The 19,936-nt window shown below is 59.0% G+C and carries 20 protein-coding genes; 12 read left to right on the top strand and 8 right to left on the bottom strand.

All coding sequences use genetic code 11. The annotated features are described in order from the left end of the window. Window positions 1-24: 24 nt before the first annotated feature. Together mobA and FJD34_RS09175 are read left to right on the top strand one after the other, a co-directional pair. On the top strand, window positions 25-627 hold the full coding sequence (mobA, locus tag FJD34_RS09180; protein ID WP_032862781.1) for a molybdenum cofactor guanylyltransferase MobA: 603 nt from the start codon (window positions 25-27) through the stop codon (window positions 625-627). 80 nt (window positions 628-707) lie between these two features. Further along, window positions 708-929, top strand: coding sequence for a YgdI/YgdR family lipoprotein (locus FJD34_RS09175; protein WP_029298091.1), 222 nt, complete (start codon window positions 708-710; stop codon window positions 927-929). Between the two features lie 68 nt (window positions 930-997). Here the strand turns inward: FJD34_RS09175 and FJD34_RS09170 are convergent, their stop codons facing one another. The 3 genes from FJD34_RS09170 to FJD34_RS09160 form a co-directional block, all read right to left on the bottom strand. Continuing rightward, the gene (locus FJD34_RS09170; protein WP_032862782.1) at window positions 998-1,888 is read right to left on the bottom strand and encodes a pseudouridine synthase; all 891 of its coding nucleotides are present in this window, start codon (window positions 1,886-1,888) and stop codon (window positions 998-1,000) included. Window positions 1,889-1,937: 49 nt separating this feature from the next. Continuing rightward, window positions 1,938-2,273 carry a hypothetical protein gene (locus FJD34_RS09165; protein ID WP_032862791.1) on the bottom strand — a complete coding sequence of 112 codons (336 nt, stop codon included), beginning with the start codon at window positions 2,271-2,273 and terminating at the stop codon, window positions 1,938-1,940. A gap of 75 nt (window positions 2,274-2,348) precedes the next feature. Continuing rightward, window positions 2,349-2,585 carry a glutaredoxin family protein gene (locus FJD34_RS09160; RefSeq protein WP_032862783.1) on the bottom strand — a complete coding sequence of 79 codons (237 nt, stop codon included), beginning with the start codon at window positions 2,583-2,585 and terminating at the stop codon, window positions 2,349-2,351. A gap of 148 nt (window positions 2,586-2,733) precedes the next feature. On the opposite strand from FJD34_RS09160, the gene FJD34_RS09155 reads away from it, so the two are divergent. Beyond that, window positions 2,734-4,470, top strand: a complete 1,737-nt coding sequence (locus tag FJD34_RS09155) for a cation:proton antiporter (protein WP_373290089.1) — start codon at window positions 2,734-2,736, stop codon at window positions 4,468-4,470. Here FJD34_RS09155 and FJD34_RS09150 read toward each other — a convergent pair. After that, window positions 4,457-5,665, bottom strand: a complete 1,209-nt coding sequence (locus tag FJD34_RS09150; protein ID WP_065942577.1) for an ammonium transporter — start codon at window positions 5,663-5,665, stop codon at window positions 4,457-4,459. The genes FJD34_RS09155 and FJD34_RS09150 overlap by 14 nt on opposite strands. A gap of 354 nt (window positions 5,666-6,019) precedes the next feature. Here FJD34_RS09150 and FJD34_RS09145 point away from each other — a divergent pair, with 354 nt between their 5' ends. The 8 genes from FJD34_RS09145 (at window position 6,020) to FJD34_RS09110 (ending at window position 14,986) form a co-directional block, all read left to right on the top strand. Continuing rightward, complete coding sequence (locus tag FJD34_RS09145; protein ID WP_029298079.1) at window positions 6,020-6,334, top strand: ElaB/YgaM/YqjD family protein; 315 nt, start codon at window positions 6,020-6,022, stop codon at window positions 6,332-6,334. 2 nt (window positions 6,335-6,336) lie between these two features. After that, entirely contained in the window at window positions 6,337-6,723 is a 387-nt protein-coding gene (locus FJD34_RS09140) for a phage holin family protein (RefSeq protein WP_032862786.1), read from the top strand. Next, a complete protein-coding gene (locus tag FJD34_RS09135; RefSeq protein WP_032862787.1) occupies window positions 6,720-7,061 on the top strand; it encodes a hypothetical protein in 342 nt (113 codons plus the stop codon). Before FJD34_RS09140 ends, FJD34_RS09135 begins: the two co-directional genes overlap by 4 nt. A gap of 94 nt (window positions 7,062-7,155) precedes the next feature. After that, complete coding sequence (locus tag FJD34_RS09130; protein WP_090291517.1) at window positions 7,156-8,319, top strand: EAL domain-containing protein; 1,164 nt, start codon at window positions 7,156-7,158, stop codon at window positions 8,317-8,319. A gap of 72 nt (window positions 8,320-8,391) precedes the next feature. Beyond that, window positions 8,392-9,723: a deoxyguanosinetriphosphate triphosphohydrolase gene (locus FJD34_RS09125; protein WP_032863012.1), complete on the top strand. Its 1,332-nt coding sequence runs from the start codon at window positions 8,392-8,394 to the stop codon at window positions 9,721-9,723. Window positions 9,724-9,969: 246 nt separating this feature from the next. Then, window positions 9,970-10,371 (top strand): response regulator, encoded by a 402-nt coding sequence (locus FJD34_RS09120; RefSeq protein WP_090291519.1) that lies wholly within the window; start codon window positions 9,970-9,972, stop codon window positions 10,369-10,371. 353 nt (window positions 10,372-10,724) lie between these two features. Further along, window positions 10,725-11,351 (top strand): response regulator transcription factor, encoded by a 627-nt coding sequence (locus FJD34_RS09115; protein ID WP_032863015.1) that lies wholly within the window; start codon window positions 10,725-10,727, stop codon window positions 11,349-11,351. A gap of 8 nt (window positions 11,352-11,359) precedes the next feature. Continuing rightward, window positions 11,360-14,986, top strand: coding sequence for a transporter substrate-binding domain-containing protein (locus FJD34_RS09110; RefSeq protein ID WP_090291522.1), 3,627 nt, complete (start codon window positions 11,360-11,362; stop codon window positions 14,984-14,986). Window positions 14,987-15,124: 138 nt separating this feature from the next. Here FJD34_RS09110 and FJD34_RS09100 read toward each other — a convergent pair whose 3' ends face one another. Both FJD34_RS09100 and FJD34_RS09095 read right to left on the bottom strand, forming a co-directional pair. Beyond that, a complete protein-coding gene (locus FJD34_RS09100; RefSeq protein WP_090291524.1) occupies window positions 15,125-15,607 on the bottom strand; it encodes a GAF domain-containing protein in 483 nt (160 codons plus the stop codon). Then, window positions 15,604-16,494: an ATP-binding protein gene (locus tag FJD34_RS09095; protein ID WP_090291527.1), complete on the bottom strand. Its 891-nt coding sequence runs from the start codon at window positions 16,492-16,494 to the stop codon at window positions 15,604-15,606. The genes FJD34_RS09100 and FJD34_RS09095 overlap by 4 nt, the downstream gene beginning before the upstream one ends. 165 nt (window positions 16,495-16,659) lie before the next feature. Between FJD34_RS09095 and FJD34_RS09090 the strand changes: the two genes are divergently transcribed. Beyond that, window positions 16,660-18,984, top strand: a complete 2,325-nt coding sequence (locus FJD34_RS09090) for a hybrid sensor histidine kinase/response regulator (protein WP_065942580.1) — start codon at window positions 16,660-16,662, stop codon at window positions 18,982-18,984. Here FJD34_RS09090 and FJD34_RS09085 read toward each other — a convergent pair. Together FJD34_RS09085 and FJD34_RS09080 are read right to left on the bottom strand one after the other, a co-directional pair. Then, on the bottom strand, window positions 18,968-19,429 hold the full coding sequence (locus FJD34_RS09085) for a MarR family winged helix-turn-helix transcriptional regulator (RefSeq protein ID WP_065942581.1): 462 nt from the start codon (window positions 19,427-19,429) through the stop codon (window positions 18,968-18,970). The two genes, FJD34_RS09090 and FJD34_RS09085, sit on opposite strands and share 17 nt — an antisense overlap. Continuing rightward, complete coding sequence (locus tag FJD34_RS09080) at window positions 19,426-19,911, bottom strand: glutathione peroxidase (protein ID WP_029298051.1); 486 nt, start codon at window positions 19,909-19,911, stop codon at window positions 19,426-19,428. Before FJD34_RS09080 ends, FJD34_RS09085 begins: the two co-directional genes overlap by 4 nt. Window positions 19,912-19,936: the final 25 nt, after the last annotated feature.

Raw genomic sequence — 19,936 nt, 5'->3', positions numbered from 1 at the left:
TTTCACTGCCCCTGCGGAGCCGTCATGCCATTCAATTCTTCGCCCCTGCCCTGCTCGATTCTGTTGTTGGCCGGCGGTCGCGGCCAGCGCATGGGCGGGCTGGACAAGGGCCTGCTCGACTGGCACGGGCAACCACTGATTGCCCATCTGCACCAGTTGGTGCGGCCGTTGACCGACGACCTGATCATCTCCTGCAACCGCAATCAGGCGCAGTACGCCCCCTATGGCGACCAGTTGGTCAGTGACGACAGTGCAGACTTCCCCGGCCCCTTGGCCGGCATCCGCGCCGGGCTGACTGCCGCACGCCATGAGCACTTACTGGTGTTGCCCTGTGATGTGCCGCACATCGATGGGCAACTGCTGGCCGACCTGCTCGAAACCGCACGGCAACACCCACAGGTGCCGGTGATGATCCGCCACGGCGCGTTCTGGGAACCTTTGCTCTGCGTCATACCGACGCATCTGCGCGAGGCGGTAGAAAACGCCTGGCTGGCTGCAGAGCGCAGCCCGCGCCAGATCCTGCTGAAACTGGGGGCACAGGCGCTCGATTGCGCAGAAAACGACCCACGCCTGGCCAACCTCAATACGCCAGAGTTGTTGCACCCACGCCCTAGCGTGTCAGAATGAGCGCTAGACAAGGAACTTTGCCGACGTTGCACACGTCACAAGGTCAGAACTCAATACAGCATTACTTTCGGAGAAGACTCATGACCCAACGGACCATCGCCGCTCTCATGCTTGCACTGGGCCTTGCTACCCTCGCCGGTTGCGCCTCGCCAACAGTGATCACCCTGAATGACGGTCGCGAAATCCAGGCTGTCGATACCCCTAAATTCGATCAGGATTCGGGCTTCTACGAATTCGAACAACTGGATGGCAAGCGCACCCGCATCAACAAGGATCAGGTTCGCACCGTTAAAGACCTGTAAGTCTTAACGCCAGATACAACAAAGCCCGCTTTTGAGCGGGCTTTGTTGTATCTGGCGTGTGGCAAACATCACCACTCAAGCTTGATCCTGCTGCTGAAACTGCGCTCCTCGCCCGTCACCGGGTCGATAAACCGTACACCCTGGGCCAGCAACTTGAGCGGGTTGGCGTAATCATCCACGGCATCCTTGATAACCTGGGGGTAAAACGGATCATTGCAGATACTCGCACCCAGCGCCGTCATATGCACGCGCAGTTGATGCTTCTTGCCCGTCACCGGAAACAGGCCATAGCGCCACAGGTCGCCGTTCTTCTCACGCACCTGCACTGCCGTTTCCGTGTTGCTCACACCGGGCCCTTCCTGCATGCGGAAAAACGGTTCGCCATCGACCAGACGGCTCTTGTGGACTAACGGAAATGTCAGCCCAGGCAAGGCCGGTGCAATGGCTTCGTAGAATTTATCGATCTGACGGGTGGGGAACAGTTGCTGATACGCCGAGCGGCTTTGTGGGTTGGCAGAGAACAGCACCAGCCCAGCGGTATGGCGATCGATCCGATGCAGCGGTACCAGTGACGGGTTATCCAGGCGGCGGATCAAGCGGCGCAGCAGCGTCTGCTCGACGTATTCGCCGGCGGGAGTGACGGGCAGGAAATGCGGTTTGTCGGCCACCACCAGATGCTCATCGGCGTACAGGATGGTCTCCTGCACCGGGATCGGTTTTTCATCCGGCACTTCGCGAAAGTAGTGGATGCGCAAGCCTTCCTTGTAGGCCAGGTCCACGCCTATGGGCTGGCCATTGCCATCCAGCACCCGACCACGGGCAATACGGTCCAGCCACTGCTCACGGCCGATGGCACGAAAGTGCCCGCACAGACAATCGAGCACCGTCGCCCAAGAGCCAGGTGGCAGGTACAACGTACTGGCTTGGTTCTGGGCCGCGGAAAAACCGGTATCGGACATGCACACACTCAAGACTTGAAAAACCAAGGGGGCATTATCCCCCAAATTCTCAAGCCTTGACCAACTCGGCCCGCAGTACCGGCGAGGCACTGGCCGCCTCGGTGAACTCCTTGAGCCAGCGCAGTACATCCACTGCCTCCCAGCGGCCAGGGTCATAGAGTGCATACAGCAAACCCTGGTAACCCACCACATCCAGTTGCTTGTGATAGCCGGCTCGCTGGAACAGCGCCTCGATTTCGGCAAAGCAGGTATTGAAATGCACTTTGTTGAACGGCGTCTTGCCTTCCGTGACCAGGCCATCGAGCCGCAGCTCATTCACAGCATCGCGCACAATATCGACGGACATGCGGTTGACGCTGCTTTTCAATTGTTCAACATTCACCACGGGCATTCCCTCTCACTCAATCGCTGTACAAACATACAGTAACCGAATAATCGGCAACCTGCCATGGGATTAGCGCTAACGTAGAAAGGCAACCACTTGCTCAGTGTCGAAAGGCCAATCCAGTTCCGCCCCGGTATCTACCCGGCGCAGCACCGGAATCCTTAGGCCATAGGCTTCGAACAGGGTTTCGGATTCACTGATATCCATCAGCTCAACCAACAGTCCGTGTTCGACCAACGGCATGATTTCTTCTTCGGCAAGCTCGCAAAGGTGGCAGGCCAAGGTGCCGAACAGCTGGCATTCAGGAGGCATGATGAACAGACCCGATAGAAAACAGGCGTTCATTCTAGGCCGTCGGAAAAACCTCGCCAAGTCACGACAAACACCTGATCCAGATCACCATGGCCTATAACTGATTCAGCGATTCTCGCGGCTTTTTTCCCGCAACACCCCGACGGAGATGTCTGTGTTTGCCAACCTGCTGATCATTCTTGCCTCATCCCTGGTGGTCATTGCGCTGTTTCGCCGGCTGCAGCTGCCGCCGGTGCTCGGCTACCTGTGCGTGGGCCTGGCCGTCGGGCCAACGGCCCTGGACTGGGTCAATGACAGCGAAGACCTGCCGGACCTCGCCGAACTGGGGGTGGTATTCCTGCTGTTTTCCCTGGGCCTGGAGTTTTCCCTGTCCAAGATGCTCACCCTGCGCCGGGTGGTGTTTGGCCTGGGCAGCCTGCAGGTACTGTGCTGCTCGGTATTGCTGGGCGGGTTGCTGCTGTTGATAGGCATGTCGCCGGTGGCCGCGTTGCTGCTAGGGGCCGGTCTGGCCCTTTCATCGACTGCCATTGTGAGCAAGGAGCTGACCAGCCTGGGGGAGATTTTCAGCAGTCATGGGCAGAATGCGATTGGCGTGCTGCTGTTCCAGGACGTGGTCGCGGTACTGTTGCTGACCCTGGTCCCGGTGTTCGCCGGTAGCAGCGAACAAGCCTGGTACTGGGCGCTGCCCCTGACCCTGGGCAAGACCGTGGTGCTGTTTCTCGGCCTGCTGCTCGCCAGCCGTTGGCTGTTGCCGCGCCTGTTTCACGAAGTGGCCGCCTCACATTCGGCGGAGCTGTTCGTGCTGCTGGCCCTGGTGATCGTGCTGCTTACGGCCTGGCTGACGCACCTGCTGGGCCTGTCGCCAGCCCTCGGCGCATTCCTGGCGGGCATGTTGCTGGGGGAAAGTCATTACCGGCACCAGATCGAAGCGGATATCCGGCCGTTTCGCGACATCCTGCTGGGGCTGTTTTTTGTCAGTATCGGCATGCTGATCGACCTGCAGCTGTTCATCAGTCACAGCCTGCAAATCCTCGGGTTGACCCTCGCGCTGATGCTGATCAAGGGTTGCGTCGTTGCCGCACTGGTCAAGCTGCGCGGCAGCGACAGCGAAACCGCCTGGCGCAGCGGCCTGGCCCTGGCCCAGGGTGGTGAATTCTGCTTTGCATTGATGGCGCAGATGCAACTGAGCAATATGCTGCCAGGCAAAATCAGCAGCCTGCTGCTGGCAGCGACATTCTGCTCCATGCTGCTGACGCCCTTGCTGCTGCGGGCCGCGCCCGCTATCGCGCTGCGCCTGCATCGCAAGCCCAACCAGCAAGTGCAACTGGAAGCAATCACCGCGCTCAACGCCGAACTGCGCGGGCACGTGCTGATCTGCGGCTATGGCCGCGTTGGTCAATCCATCGGGCGTTTCCTGCGCCGTGAACAACAGGCGTTCATTGCCCTGGACGATGACCCCGAGCGCGTACAGGAAGCCGCCACCGAGGACAGCAGCGTGCATTATGGCGATTGCCGACGCGGCGCCTTGCTCTGCGCGGTCGGCCTGGAGCGCGCGCGCCTGGTGGTGATTGCCGTGGACAATGCAGATGTAGCCCTGGTGGTGCTCAAGGAAGCGCGGCGGATCAACCACAAGGTGCCGATCCTGGTGCGCACCCGCGACGACAGCCAACTGACCGAACTGAAGGCTGCCGGAGCCAGCGAGGTGGTGCCCGAGTTGCTGGAGTCGAGCCTGATGCTCGCGTCACACGCGCTGATCATGCTCGGCCAGCCTGACCAACAGGTGCGCGAGCGGGTCGACGAAGTGCGGCGCAACCGTTACCGCTTGCTTCACGGTTTCTACCAGCACACCGACGACAGCCGGCAGGCGCCGATCAATCCTGACTGACCGCACCAATCTTATGGATCGACAAGTCCGCGCCGTAGTACTCCTCTTCCTGACTCAAGCGCAGGCCGCAGATGCGCTTGAGCACGCCATACACCAGCAACCCGCCAGCCAAGGCCACCACCACCCCCAGGCCGGTGCCGATCAACTGGCTGATCAGGCTCACGCCGCCCAGCCCACCCAAGGCGCTCTGCCCGAAAATCCCGCAGGCAATCCCGCCCCACACACCGCACAAGCCATGCAGCGGCCAGACACCCAGCACATCATCGATCTTCCAACGCGCCTGGGCGGCGATAAAGCACCAGACGAACAAGCCACCGGCCACCACGCCGGTGATCAATGCGCCCACCGGGTGCATCAGGTCGGAACCGGCGCAAATCGCCACCAACCCGGCCAACGGACCATTGTGCAAGAAGCCCGGGTCATTACGCCCGATCACCAGCGCCGCCACGGTACCGCCCACCATCGCCATCAGCGAGTTGACCGCCACCAGCCCGCTCACACCGGAAAGGGTCTGCGCACTCATCACGTTGAAACCGAACCAGCCGACGATCAATATCCACGAGCCCAGCGCCAGGAACGGGATGCTCGAAGGCGCGAACGCCACCAGGCGTCCATCGCGATATCGTCCCTGGCGCGGGCCCAGCAGCAGCACCGCAGCCAACGCCAGCCACCCGCCCATGGCGTGGACCACTACGGAACCGGCAAAGTCATGGAACGTCGCGCCAAAGGTCGCCAGCAACCAGGCTTGCAGACCGAAGTTGCCGTTCCACACCATGCCCTCGAAAAACGGGTAGATGAACGCCACGATCAACGCCGTAGCGCACAGCTGTGGAGCAAAGCGTGCACGTTCGGCAATGCCTCCGGAGATGATCGCCGGGATGGCAGCCGCGAAGGTCAGCAGGAAAAAGAACTTCACCAGGCCATAGCCATGGTCGGCACTGAGCACTGCGGCCGGCTGCATAAAGCTGACCCCATAGGAGATCCAATAGCCTATAAAGAAATAGGCCAGGGTCGAGACCGCAAAATCACTGAGGATTTTCGACAACGCGTTGACTTGGTTCTTCTGCCGCACCGTACCGACTTCCAGAAACGCGAAGCCGGCATGCATCGCCAGGACCATTACCGCGCCAATCAGAATAAACAGCGTATTGGAGCTGTGGACCAGGGTGTCCACCGCGCTTTGCACATTTTCCATGGGAATTGGCAGGCCTGCAGTTCAGGAAAAAGCACCAAATCAGTTCATTGCCAACGGTCGCGCACTAAATTGGCACCACGCGTTCCACCCTTCTTGAGAGGGTTTGAACCGCTTTGGCGCGACGACAGATGAAGAAGGCAGTGACTTGTGGGTTTTTCCACGGGTTTTAGTGATTTAGGGTAAGGTTTTTCAAGGCTTTTGCCGAAACCGCCCACATTGCGCGCAAGCCTTGCGGCTCGCGCACCAAGGCAAAGCAAAAGCTGTACCAGACAATTGCAGTGAACCTTCACCGATACCGGCGACTCTCAACCAAAACCCTGCAAAAGCATCAGACAGCCACTCACGGAGTTAACCATGGCCAGAAAAACGGCAAAGACTGCTCAAGAAATACTGATGGAAGATTTCCAGACCCTGGTCAGCGATACCGAAAAACTGCTGGACGACACCGCGATTCTGGCCGGTGACCAGGCTGATGAACTGCGTTCGAAAATCCACGACAGCCTGCTGCAGGCCCGGGAAACCCTGAAGTTGACTGAAGACTCCTTGCGCGAACGCGGCAAGGCGGCAGTCACCGCCACCGAAGACTACGTACAGGCCAACCCTTGGCAGTCCGTGGGTATCGCGGCCGGCGTGGGCTTTCTGATCGGCCTGCTGGCTACAAGGCGCTAATCATGTCTAATGGCGAAACCGGCTCGTCCACGGGCCCAAGCTCCACCTCGCGGCGCCTCGGCGCGGCTGTCCTGGGCTTGCTGCACAGCCATGTCGAGCTGTTCGGCATCGAGTTGCAGGAACAGAAGGCACGCACTGTCAGCCTGCTGCTGTTTGCCGGCCTGGCGCTGGTGTTTGCCCTGTTGCTGCTGGTGGGGTTATCGGCGCTGGTCATGATCCTGGTCTGGGATACCTATCGCCTGACCGGGATCATCAGCCTATGCGTGTTTTATGTACTCGCCGCAGCGTTCTGCGGGCTGCGCTTGAAGGCCGCGGTATTCGATGAGTCCACGCCTTTCCACGCCACCCTCGAAGAGCTGGCCAACGACCGGGAGCGCCTGCTGCCATGAGCCTGACTGAACTGCCGCAAACCAACTCCCGACGGGAAATGCGCAAGGCACTGATCCGCCTGCGCATGGAAATGCACCGCCAGGAAATTCGCCACGAATCCCAGCAATTGCTGCTGCCCCTGCACAAGGTGCGCAACATGGGCCAGAGCTGGCAGGACGGGTTCGGTATCAAGCATGCGCCGCTGTGGGGCGTCGCGGCGGTGACCCTGCTGGGATTTTTCACCGGTAAAGGCGCCAAGAGTGGCGGAATCGGCACCATGACCCGTCTGGTACGACTCGGTGCAGGACTGATCCCCTTGATCAAGCTCGCCATGCAGAGTGCCGCCCGCAAGCCCTGACGCAACTGGCTGCATTCTTGCAAATGGATCAGGCCCGGTGCCCTCTCTGTAGGGGCCGGGCCTTTTTCATACCGAAGCATCCTAAGGAGGCTCTGTGATTGACGGGCAACCGCTCGCCTTTTTCCAACCGTTTATCGACACCGCCACCGGCCGTATTGCCGGGGTGGAAGCACTAGGCCGCCTGCAACAGACAGACGGGCAATTGCTGTCGGTCGGCCCGTTGTTCGCCGATGCCCGTACGCCTACCTCGGCGTTGCGCCGCCTGGACCGCAAGATCCGTGACAATGCCCTGAGCCGCCTGCATGAAGCGCCTGAAGACTGGTTCCTGAGCCTCAATATCTCCCCCCGCTGGATCACCCTGCTGCGACCGGGCCAACCGCTGCCCAGCCTGAAACAGTTGCAGGCCCATGACATCGATCCAAAACGCATTGTGTTTGAGATCACCGAACTGGGAGGTGATAGCCAGCGCCTGGCTGAAGTCGTCGCACGCTACCGTCAGGCCGGTGCACGGATTGCCATTGATGATTTTGGTGCCGGGTATTCGCAACTGGATCGGGTCCTGGCCTTGCGCCCGGATATCCTCAAGCTGGATATGCGCCTGTTCCAGGCTGCGGCCCTGGGAGGCCCAAGCAGTGAGGTGGTACGCGCCCTGGCCCAAATGGCGGAAAAAACCGGGTGCTGGATCATTGCCGAAGGTGTGGAAACCGAAGCGCAACTGAACTTTGCCCTTGAATGTGGCGCGCGCTATGTCCAAGGCTACCTGTTTGCCCAGGCGCAACTGAACTGGTTCGCAGCCGATGCCTTCGTCTCGCGTTTCGCCGTGCTGCGCCAGGCATATGTGCAGCAGAAACTGGCAGAGCGCGGGCGAATCATGCTGCTGCGCCAGCAACTGATCGAGTTGATGCAGATCCTGCAAGGCTGGGTGCTGGCCCAGGAGCCGCTCAATCAACTGCCATGGTTGCCGGGTTTCCCCAGGCTGCTGCGGTTCTATCAGTGCGATAGCCACGGCACCCAACTGACTCCCAACTTCGAGTGGCGCCAGGATGCCTGGCAAGCGGACGGCCGCTACCTGGGTCACAACTGGTCGTGGCGCCCCTATTTCTATCACCTGCTGGCCGAAGGTTGGGAAGAACGCCGCGTGATTCTCTCCACCACCTACCGCGATGCCACAACCAATCAATACTGCCTGACAGCAGGACAATTCTTCGATAACGGTCAGCGCTTGCTGCTAATCGATATTGACGCCGCCGGCCTGTAGTTTTTCGCTTGCTCCGGGCACGCCGAACCGGGAAGCTTGGGGTCGACATTCATCCCACGGAGAGCCCTCGCCTTGGATTGGCCTACCCTGCTTACCCGCGAACGCCTTGGAAAACCCCTGCACAGCCCGGAAGAGCTGGGTCGCAGCCCATTTCACAAAGATCATGACCGGATCATTTTCTCCGGGGCCTTTCGTCGTCTGGGTCGCAAGACCCAGGTCCACCCGGTGACCAGCAACGATCATATCCATACCCGGCTGACCCACTCGCTGGAAGTCAGTTGCGTCGGGCGCTCCCTGGGCATGCGCGTCGGCGAGACCATCCGCAGCGCCCTGCCCGACTGGTGCGACCCCAGTGACCTGGGGATGGTCGTGCAATCGGCCTGCCTGGCCCACGACATCGGCAACCCACCGTTCGGCCATTCCGGCGAAGATGCGATTCGCCACTGGTTCCAGCAGGCTGCCGGCCGTGGCTGGCTGGATGATATGAGCGGCGCCGAGCGCAATGACTTCCTCAACTTCGAAGGCAATGCGCAAGGGTTCCGCGTCCTGACGCAATTGGAATACCACCAGTTCGACGGCGGCACGCGCCTGACCTACGCCACCCTGGGTACTTACCTGAAGTACCCATGGACCGCCCGTCACGCCGACTCCCTGGGCTACAAGAAACACAAGTTCGGCTGCTACCAGAGCGAGCTGCCGATCCTTGAGCAGATCGCCCAGAAGCTTGGCCTGCCCCAACTTGAGGAACAACGCTGGGCCCGCCACCCGCTGGTCTACCTGATGGAGGCGGCCGACGATATCTGCTACGCCCTGATCGATCTTGAAGATGGCCTGGAAATGGACTTGCTGGAGTACGCCGAGGTCGAATCATTGCTGTTGAACCTGGTAGGCGATGACTTGCCGGAAACCTACCGGCAACTGGGGCCCCTGGACTCCAGGCGACGCAAACTCGCGATTCTGCGCGGCAAGGCGATCGAGCACCTGACCAACGCCGCCGCGCGGGCGTTCGTCGAGCAACAACCCGCGCTATTGGCCGGGACCCTGCAAGGTGATCTGGTGGAACACATGCATGGCCCAGCCAAACGCTGCGTGCTGAATGCCAAGGACATGGCGCGCAAAAAAATCTTCCAGGACAAACGCAAAACCCTGCATGAGATCGGCGCCTACACCACCCTGGAGATCCTCCTGAACACCTTCTGTGGCGCAGCCCTGGAACAACATGGCGGCCGTACCCCATCCTTCAAGAATCGGCGTGTCCTGGATTTGCTGGGCAATAGTGCCCCCCATCCTGATTGGTCGCTGCATCGCTCGTTCCTGCGCATGATCGACTTCATCGCCGGCATGACCGATAGCTACGCCAGCGAAATGGCCCGCGAGATGACCGGGCGTTCGCACCCTCAGTGACCCGTGCCCCAGGCAGGTTTTCCTGCCTGGGTGCTTGCCTCAAAGAATTGACCTACACAGGCACCAGAGCGGCCTGATCGAATTCGCCCCAACACCCGATGAATAATCACCCCTCTCTGATCCACCCCAGCGATCAGCTCCTACATTCACGCAAACCTTCGATCGCCCAGCGCCTGGTTCACTGGGCAAATCGTCATTGGCACTGGCTGGTATCTTCCGGCTTTAGCTACGTCCACGGAACTTCCTATGCCCGAACGACAATTGCGCATCCTGTTGGTGGAAGATCATCCTTTTCAACTCCTGGCCCTTCAGTGCCTGCTCAAAAGTTTCGGCTTCAATCAACTGACACCTGCCGAGAATGCCGAGCAGGCGATCAAGTTGATGAGAACAACCGAAGCCCCCTTCGATGTGATGTTATGTGATCAATGCCTGCCCGACCTTACCGGGTTGGAGCTGGTGGAGATAGCCAGCCATGCAGGCTTTGTCAAAAGTGCTGTATTGCTAAGTGGACTACCCGCCCTCGAACTGGAACATCTGAAAACCTTAGCAATACAACGTGACTTGCGTCTGCTTGGATACTTGGCTAAGCCCTTGAACAAAGAAGCCTGGATCGAGTTGATCAGCCAATCAGGGCTTGCCTACGATTAAAAAGTACTGTTTTGCACTTGACCACAAATTGCCTGACAAACCTGAAGTGCTCCACGACACCAACACCCTGTTGATTGCTCAGGTATTTTTCAACATTTAACGTAGGATACTAAACGCTCACACAAATGAAATGTCACCTCTATTCAGCCTGCAAACAACACCGCACAACTTTAAAACCTTTCACCCAAGAAACTCTTACAGCGCAGCCAACAAAGCCTTAGCGCATCGTAGTCCAACACCTTTTTATGCGTAGGAATTTTCCTGTTTTATATCTGCTCAGCCTTCCCTTCATGCTCCTACCCCACCTTCTGAGCTACTGTGCGCGCTTATTTGCACTAGTATGGAATTGGCTCATGAATACAGTCTTTATTATTGACGACCACCCGGTTATTCGACTTGCAATCAGAATGTTGCTGGAACATGAAGGTTACAAAGTAGTGGGTGAAACAGATAACGGTTGTGATGCAATACAAATGGTCCGCGAATGTCTTCCAGACCTCATCATACTTGATATCAGCATTCCAAAACTCGACGGTCTGGAGGTTCTCTGCAGGTTCAATGCCATGAGCACCCCAATGAAAACCCTGATTCTGACAGCCCAGTCCCCGACACTTTTTGCCACACGCTGCATGCGTTCAGGTGCCGATGGTTATGTCTGTAAAGAAGGCGACCTAAGTGAGTTGTTAAGTGCCATCAGGGCCGTACTTTCAGGTTACAACTATTTTCCAAGTCAGGCATTGAACACCAATGGCACCGAGCTCGGCGAAAACGAAGAATTAAATCTTTTCAAATCAGTCAACGACCGAGAGCTTATGGTCTTACAACTTTTTGCGCAAGGCCGTACAAACAAGGAAATTGCCAAAGGCATGTTTCTCAGCAACAAAACTGTCAGCACTTATAAAAAACGACTGATGCAAAAACTCAAGGCCAAGTCTTTGGTAGAGCTTATCGAGATGGCAAAACGCAACGCGTTAGTGTGAGAAACAGGATGCCAAGGCGTTTAAAGGACTATCTAATCATTTTGAGTGCCGGACTGTGCTTGAGTACAGCCGTGCCAGCCACTCAAACCGCTCCAGAACGCTACTCACTGCTGAGTCGTGCCGGCATCGTTCAGTTGGACACTCAACTGAACCACACGCAGCGCCAATGGCTACAGAACAAACGCGAACTGGTGCTGGGAACCTCGACACCCGACTACCCCCCCTTCGACATCACCGCCAGCGGTCATGACTATGAAGGTATTACTGCAGATTACGCAGGCATCCTGGCCAAAGCCCTGGCATTACCCGTGACGGTGATGCGCTACCCGTCACGGGAGGCAGCCATCCAGGCACTGAAAGACGGGAAAATCGATTTACTGGGTAGCGCCAACGGTTTTGAAGCGAACAACGCCGAGATCGTCCTGTCAACGCCCTACGCGGTCGACCAACCCGTGCTGGTCACCCGTGACGCAGAAACCCGCCCGCTCAATGACGGGCTGGCGGGCATGCGCTTGAGCCTTGTCTACCACTACCTGCCGTTGAAGGAAGTCAAAGCGCTTTACCCCAATGCGATCATCCAGGTCTATCCGTCCTATTTGAATGCGCTGAACGCCGTGGCCTTCGACCAGGCCGATGTGTTTCTCGGCGATACCATTTCCACCCATTACATGATCAACAAGGGCTACCTGAAGAACATCCGCATGGCCAATTTCGGCAAGCACGAAGCGTACGGCTTCAGCTTCGCCGTACACCGCGACCAGCAAACCCTATTGGGCATCGTCGATACGGTCCTCACGGGCATCGGTACCTACGAGCGAGAAAACATCGCCAAACGCTGGAGTGCAGGCAGCGCTATCCTGCTGACCGACCACAAGTTGCAGTTGAGCCAACGTGAAGAGCGCTGGCTCAAGGACCACCCGGTGGTGAAAGTGGTCATCAACGAAACCTTCGCCCCCTTGACGTTCGTCGATTCAGACGGCCAGATGCGGGGCATGACCGCCGACCTGCTGGAGTTGATACGGCTGCGTACGGGCTTGCGCCTGGAGTTCCAGCACACCCGCAACGTCAACCAAATGATCGAGCAGGTCGAAAATGGCAGCGCGGACATCATTGCCGCCATCAGCCCAAGCCCCGAACGCGAAGCCAGGCTCAACTTCAGCCGGCCCTACCTGCAGAACTCCTACGTCCTACTGACACGCAAGGAGCCTGGAGCGCCCTCAAGCCTTGAGCAACTGGCAGGAAAGAAACTGGCGATCACCGAAGGCAACCCCTTGGTGGATTATCTGCGTCGGAATTTTTCGCAGATCACCCTGGTGCAGGCCAGCGATACCTTCAAGGCCTCAGAAATGCTGGCCCAGGGGCATGTAGACGGGGCCGTCAACTCTTTGGTGGTCGCCAACTATTTCCTCTCATCACACTTTTTCCAAGGTCAATTGCAGATCAGTTCGAGTATCGGCACGCAACTGGCGTCTTTTTCCCTGGCCACGTCACGCAACGCCACCGAACTGGCCTCCATTCTTGACAAGGCCCTGCTCAGCATCGCGCCCGATGAACTTGGCGTTATCAACAACCGCTGGCGTGGCTACACAGCCGCATCCGATAGCTATTGGCGCAACTACCACCGCCTGATCATCCAGATCATCAGCGCCGCCGGGCTACTGCTGCTCACATCACTGGCCTGGAACGGCTACATGCGCAGGCAGATCAAGCATCGGCAGATGGCAGAGCGAGCCCTCAGTGATCAATACGAATTCATGCGCGCCCTGGTCAATGAAACCCCTCACCCGATCTACGTGCGTGATCGCAACGGTTTGCTGCAGACCTGCAATGACAGTTACTTGCAGGCCTTCGGCGTCAAGCGCGAGGAGGTCATCGGTAAGAGTGTCATACAGAGCAGCCTGGCCAACGAAGCCCAAGCCAAGCAGTACCATGCCGACTATCTGCGGGTGGTGGCCGAAGGCAAGCCGCTGATCCTTGACCGCCCGTTGCATATTCACGAGCAACACCTGACGATCTATCACTGGATCCTGCCGTACCGTAACTCCGTCGGTGAAGTCCAGGGCATCATCGGCGGCTGGATCGACATCAGCGAACGTCGCCAACTGTTCGATGACCTGCGCGCCGCCAAGGACCGCGCAGATGAGGCCAACCGAGCGAAAAGCACGTTCCTGGCGACCATGAGCCATGAGATCCGCACGCCCATGAACGCGGTGATCGGCATGCTGGAGCTGACCCTCAAGCGCGCCGACCACGGGCACCTGGATCGTCCGGCCATCGAGGTCGCCTACAATTCGGCCAAGGATCTACTGGAGTTGATTGGCGATATCCTCGACATCGCGCGCATCGAATCGGGCCGTCTGAGCCTGGCGCCGGAACGCGTCAACCTGCGGGAACTGATCGAGTCAGTCGTGCGTGTGTTCGATGGCCTGGCCCGCCAGAAGAATCTCAACCTGTTACTGGAGTTCAATCCCGGCGTCGAAGAACGCGACGTGCAGATCGATCCCCTGCGCTTCAAACAGGTCTTGTCCAACCTGGTAAGTAATGCCATCAAGTTCACCGAGCAGGGTGAGGTGAAGATCAAGGTGGATATCCAGCCCACCGGGCAGCCACAACAGATCCAGATGAAACTGGTGGTCGAGGACACCGGTATCGGTATCAGCCGGGATGATCAGCAACGCCTGTTCGAACCTTTTTCCCAGGCCGACAATTCCGGGCATCTGGCCAGGAGCGGCGCCGGTCTTGGGCTGGTGATCTGTCGCAGCCTGTGCGAGATGATGGGCGGGCAACTGACCCTGAGCAGCGTAGCCAGCGTCGGTACCCAGGTGTTTGTCTCGCTGCAGATGACCAGCCTGCCACCGGCCTACCCGCTGATCGAACTCAAGCCCGCGGCACAGGATGCTGCAGCGGTGTTGAATGTGCTGGTGGTGGACGACCATCCGGCAAACCGCTTGCTTATGTGCCAGCAATTGGGTTTCCTCGGGCATCGCTTCACCGCAGTCCAACATGGCGCAGCGGGCTTCCAGGCCTGGCGCCAGGAACATTTCGACCTGATCATCGCCGACTGCAATATGCCAGTCATGAACGGCTATGAACTGGCCCGCTCGATCCGTGAACAGGAGCAACGGGAGAACATCACCCCCTGCATCATCCTGGGCTTCACCGCCAATGCCCAGCCGGAGGAAAAACAGCGCTGCCGGGATGCAGGCATGAATGACTGCCTGTTCAAGCCCATCAGCCTTACGACGCTGGAACGCCACCTGGCCGAGATCACCCCGCTGTCGCCAGCGCGGATTTTCGATCTCGAAAGCCTGAACGCCCTCACCGGCGGTGATCCACTGTTAAGCCAGCGTCTATTGGAAGAACTGCTGAGCAGTAGCCGTCGTGATCGCGAGGAACTCATGGCATTGCTCGTACAAGGCGCTCACCAGGACCTGATCGACCAGGCCCACAAGATCAAGGGCGCTGCCAGGATCGTCCAGGCCCGTGCACTGGCCGAGCAATGCGAGAGGCTGGAACAGGCTAGCGAGGATACTGACCAGGAGCAGGTCGACACCTGGGTCAAGGCCATCGAGAAAGCCATGCTCGACCTTGAGCAGGTGCTGCAACAACAGTTGGACAGCCTGCCACCACACTGATTGAACGCTCATCCACTGTAGGAGCGAGCTTACTCGCGAAGGACGTCAACGATAACCCAGGCTTGCTGAATAAACGCGGCGTTATCAAGCTCTTCGCGATCAAGCTCGCGCCTACCAAAAGGCTTAAGCGCGCTTCTCTCAGCACTCCGTCAACCGCAGGAAAATCGCGGCCAGCCGCTCAATCCCCACCTGATCCTCAGAACTGAAACGCGCCAGTTTCGGGCTATCCAGATCCAGCACCCCAATCAACCTCCCCGCCTTGATCAAGGGCACCACCAACTCGCTATTGGAAGCGCTGTCGCAAGCAATATGCCCGGCAAACGCATGCACATCCTTCACCCGCTGGGTTTGCCGCGAAGCCGCCGCCGCACCACACACACCTCGGCCAAACGGAATCCGCACACAGGCGATCTGCCCCTGGAACGGTCCAAGTACCAGTTCTTCATCACGATTGAGATAAAAACCAGCCCAGTTCAAATCATCGAGTTGGTTGAACAGGAACGCCGAAAACTGCGCCGCATTGGCAATAAAGTCGCGCTCATCGGCCAGCAGCGATTCCAGCTGCGCACAAAGCATGGTGTACCCATCAAGGCCGCTGCCCGCCTGTTGCAAATCGATCATGGCTGACGCTCCAGCAATTTAAGTCCCACCCAGTAACGGGCAAATTGGTAAGCACAGCGGCCATTGCGATTGCCCCGGCCGGTAGCCCAGCGCACGGCAAGGATGTCGAGGGCCTCATCGCGCTGCCACTGCAGACCCGCTTTGCTCGCCAGCTCACCGATCCAATGCTCCACCACATCCAGGAAATGCTCCTGGGTGAACGGGTAGAACGACAACCACAAGCCAAAACGGTCGGACAAGGCAATCTTGTCTTCCACCGCCTCACTGGGGTGCAGCTCACCGTCCACGCGTTTCCAGTTGTCGTTGTCGCTCTGGTTTTCCGGCACCAGGTGACGACGGTTGGACGTGGCATACAACAACACGTTTTCCGGGGCCTGCTCCAGCGAGCCGTCCAGCACGCTCTTGAGCACACGATAATCGCCTTCGCCGGCCTCAAACGAGAGGTCGTCGCAGAACAGAATGAAACGCTGCGGCAACTTGAGCAGTTGCTCGACCACACGCGGCAGATCGGCCAGGTGATCACGCTCGATTTCGATCAGGCGCAAGCCGGCCTTGGCATGCTGGGCCAGCAAGGCGCGGACCATGGACGATTTGCCCGTGCCACGCGAGCCCCAGAGCAATGCATGGTTGGCAGGCAGGCCATCGATAAACTGCTGGGTATTGCGTGCCAATTGCTCGCGCTGCTTGTCGACACCGATCAAGTCGGACAGACGCATATCCAGGCTGACCTCCAGCGGCATCAAAAACCCGCTGCGGCCCTCGCGCTGCCAGCGGGCCGCCAGGCAGTGGTTCCAGTCAATGACCTCGCGAGGCGCTGGCAACAGGGGTTCCAGACGAGCGAGCACCGCATCGGCCCGTTCAAGAAAGGCATTCAATCGAGAATCCATGACTATTCCTGTGGCAAGTTCTTATAAAAAATGGCGTATTGGCAACCCTGACGCAGTTGCCAGACAACTGCACCTGAAAAACCATTCATACCGGGCAAGGCTGGCGCAGAGGATGTTCAGCTATGCTTGCCGGGCGAAGGGAAACGTAAAGTGGTTCAGCACCCAATGGATATCAAGTTCGCCCACCGCTTGTCTTATAAACAAGCCAGACTGACTGTGCTGGTCGGTTTCGTCTTGGGAACCTTGCTCAGCCTGATCCAAATCGGCATTGATTATGCCAGCGAAGACACGTCCATCAACCGTGAAATACACGCGCTGCTTGAAATCAGTCACAACCCTGCCTCACGTATCGCCTACAACATCGACGCTGAACTGGCCCAGGAACTGACCTTGGGCCTGCTGCACTCCCCCGCCATCATCCGGGCACAGTTGGTCGACAACAATGGCCTGGTGCTGGCTGACGTTGGCCGCTCTCGCAAGGAGAGCCCCTACCGCCCTGTCAGCGACTTTTTGTTTGGCGCCAACCGCCAGTTCGAAGACCGCCTCTACCTCACGCACATGCCCGGTGAATCCCTGGGCGTCTTACGCCTTGACGTCGATACCTACGCATTTGGCAGCCGTTTCCTGCGCCGTGCAGAGATCACGCTGCTTAATGGCTTTGCCCGCAGCCTGATCCTGACCGCCATCCTGCTGGGCCTGTTCTATGTGATGCTGACCCAGCCGCTGATCCGGATCATCCGCGAACTGAGCACCCGCAACCCCGGCAGTGCACCCCTGACTCGCCTGGATTGCCCACCCGGGCACGAACACGACGAGATCGGCGTGCTGGTCAACGTCACCAACCAGCAATTCGAGAATATGGAGACCGAGATCCAGCAACGGCGCCACGCCGAGGACCGCCTGACCGAGTACCTTGGCCAGTTGGAGAGCATTGTTTCGAGCCGTACCACCGAACTCAAGGCGATCAACCAGCAACTGAGCCAATCCAACGAAGAACTGGAAGCCTCGAAAATGACCGCTTTGGGCATGGCCCAGGCACGCGCGGCCTTCCTAGCCAACATGAGCCATGAAATCCGCACCCCGCTCAATGGCCTGCTCGGCATGATTGCCCTGTCCCTGGACAGCGCGTTGAATGCCGAGCAGCGCCAACAATTGTCGATTGCCCATGACTCCGGCAAAGTCCTGGTGGAACTGCTCAACGATATTCTCGACCTGTCCAAGTTCGATGCCGGGCAACTGGAACTGGAGAGCATTCCCTTCGACCTCGGCTCCCTGGTGGAAGATACTGCCAACCTGCTGTCGCAAAACGCCGCGCCCAGCGTCGAATTGACCTGCCTGATCGATCCGCAGTTTCCTGCCCAGGTCGTGGGTGATCCGACCCGGGTCCGGCAGATTGTCAGCAACCTGTTGTCCAATGCCTTGAAGTTCACCCGTTTCGGCCGCGTTGATGTACGCCTCAGTGCGCACCCCGATGGCGTGCGGATCGAAGTGTGCGACACCGGGATCGGCATTGCCCTGGAGGCCCAGGCGCGGATTTTCAACCCCTTCACCCAGGCGGGTGCCGGCATTACCCGCCAATTTGGCGGGACCGGCCTGGGCCTGGCACTGACCCACAATCTTTGCGAGGCCATGCGCGGCCGGCTGACCATCAGCTCGGAAACCGGCTTCGGCAGCCAGTTCTGTGCCGAACTGCCACTGCCCGCCCACACACCGGCGGCGCGGCTGGGGCCGTTGAAGGGCGAGGTTGCTGTCATTACCGGGGCCAGCAGTGGCCTGGCAGAACTGCTGCTCACCCTGCTACCGCACTGGGGACTGACGCCGTACTGCAAAACGATCGACGATGACTTGAGTGGCCTGGCACCCGACATCCTGATCACCGATTGCCCCGAATGCCTATTCCGCCTGCGCCCGACCGTCAGCGCACCGATCCTGCTGGTCACCGCCTACGGCAACTTCATGCCCAGCGAAGAAGTGGTCGCCCTGGCCCCCTTGCAACAACAGGCGCGCCCACTGAGTCGCGCCGCGCTGTATCAGGTGCTGCACCGTACCCTGCGCGCCGACAGCGAAATCGTCCTCGACCTTGTCCAGTTGGAAACCAGCCCGGTTGCGCATCGCGCGCGCATCCTTCTGGTAGAGGACAATCTGGTCAATCAACTGGTGGCCAAAGGCATGCTCGGCAAGCTCGGCTGCGAGGTCGTTGTAGCGGCCCATGGCGCAGAGGCACTGAAACAGTTGGACGAACAACGTTTCGATATGGTGCTGATGGACTGCAACATGCCGGTCATGGATGGCTACGAGGCGAGCCGGCAGATCCGCCGCAGCGGACGCTGGCCAGAGCTGCCGATTGTCGCGCTGACCGCCAATGCCCTGGCCGAAGAGCGCGAACGCTGCCGGGCGGCCGGCATGAACGACTACCTGGCCAAGCCCTTTCGCCGCGAAGAGCTCAACGCCCTGCTCGACCTCTGGGTGCCGACTACGACAACCCTCTGACCTGCTGGAGCAACTGGTCCAGGCCCTGACGCAAAACGTCGGCCTGGCCCAGATCGACTCCGCTGTCACACAGCAGGCGGGCCTTCAGTGGCTGGACGCGCTCACGCAACGCCTGGCCCGCGTCGGTAAGGCGCAGGTGCACTTCACGCTCATCGACCGCGCTACGACGGCGCGTGATCAGCGCCAGGTGTTCCAGGCGCTTGAGCAACGGCGTCAACGTGCCGGAATCAAGCAGCAAGCGCTCCCCCAGCGCCTTGAGCGTCGGCTGGAGCGGCGCGGCGGTGTGCCACTCCCACAACACCAACATGACCAGGTATTGCGGATACGTCAGGCCCAACTGATCAAGCATGGGTTTATAGGCCCGCGTCACCGCTCGAGAGGCGGCGTAGAGCTTGAAACACAGCTGGTCATCCAGGGCCAGGGATGTGGCAGGCAAGTCCGTCATTTGAGCAGCGCTTCGATCTCTTGAGTCAGTTCCTGGGGTTTGGTGGTCGGGGCAAAACGCTTGACCACCTGACCGTCGCGCCCGATCAGGAACTTGGTGAAGTTCCACTTGATGCCCTTGGAACCCAGCAGCCCCGGCGCCCGCTGCTTCAATTGCACAAACAACGGGTGGGCCTCGCCACCGTTGACATCAACCTTCTTGAACAAGGGAAAGCTGACGCCGAAATTCAGTTCGCAAAACTCGGAAATGGCCCCCTCGTTGCCCGGCTCCTGCTTGCCGAACTGGTTGCACGGAAAACCCAAGACCACCAGGCCCTGGTCCTTGTACTGCTGCCAGAGCTGTTCAAGGCCTTTGTACTGTGGGGTGAACCCGCATTTGCTGGCGGTGTTGACCACGAGGATCGCCTTGCCGGCGAAGTCCGCCAGGGTCTTTTGCTCGCCCTTGATGGTGGTGCAGGGGATGGTCAGCAGGTTGTCGCTCATGACAAGGCCTCAAGAAGTAGGGAAG

This window comes from Pseudomonas brenneri (genome assembly GCF_007858285.1).
GTDB classification, from domain to species: domain Bacteria; phylum Pseudomonadota; class Gammaproteobacteria; order Pseudomonadales; family Pseudomonadaceae; genus Aquipseudomonas; species Aquipseudomonas brenneri.
Note: the sequence above shows the minus strand (reverse complement) of the source record. Positions and strands in the feature narration are given on the sequence as shown.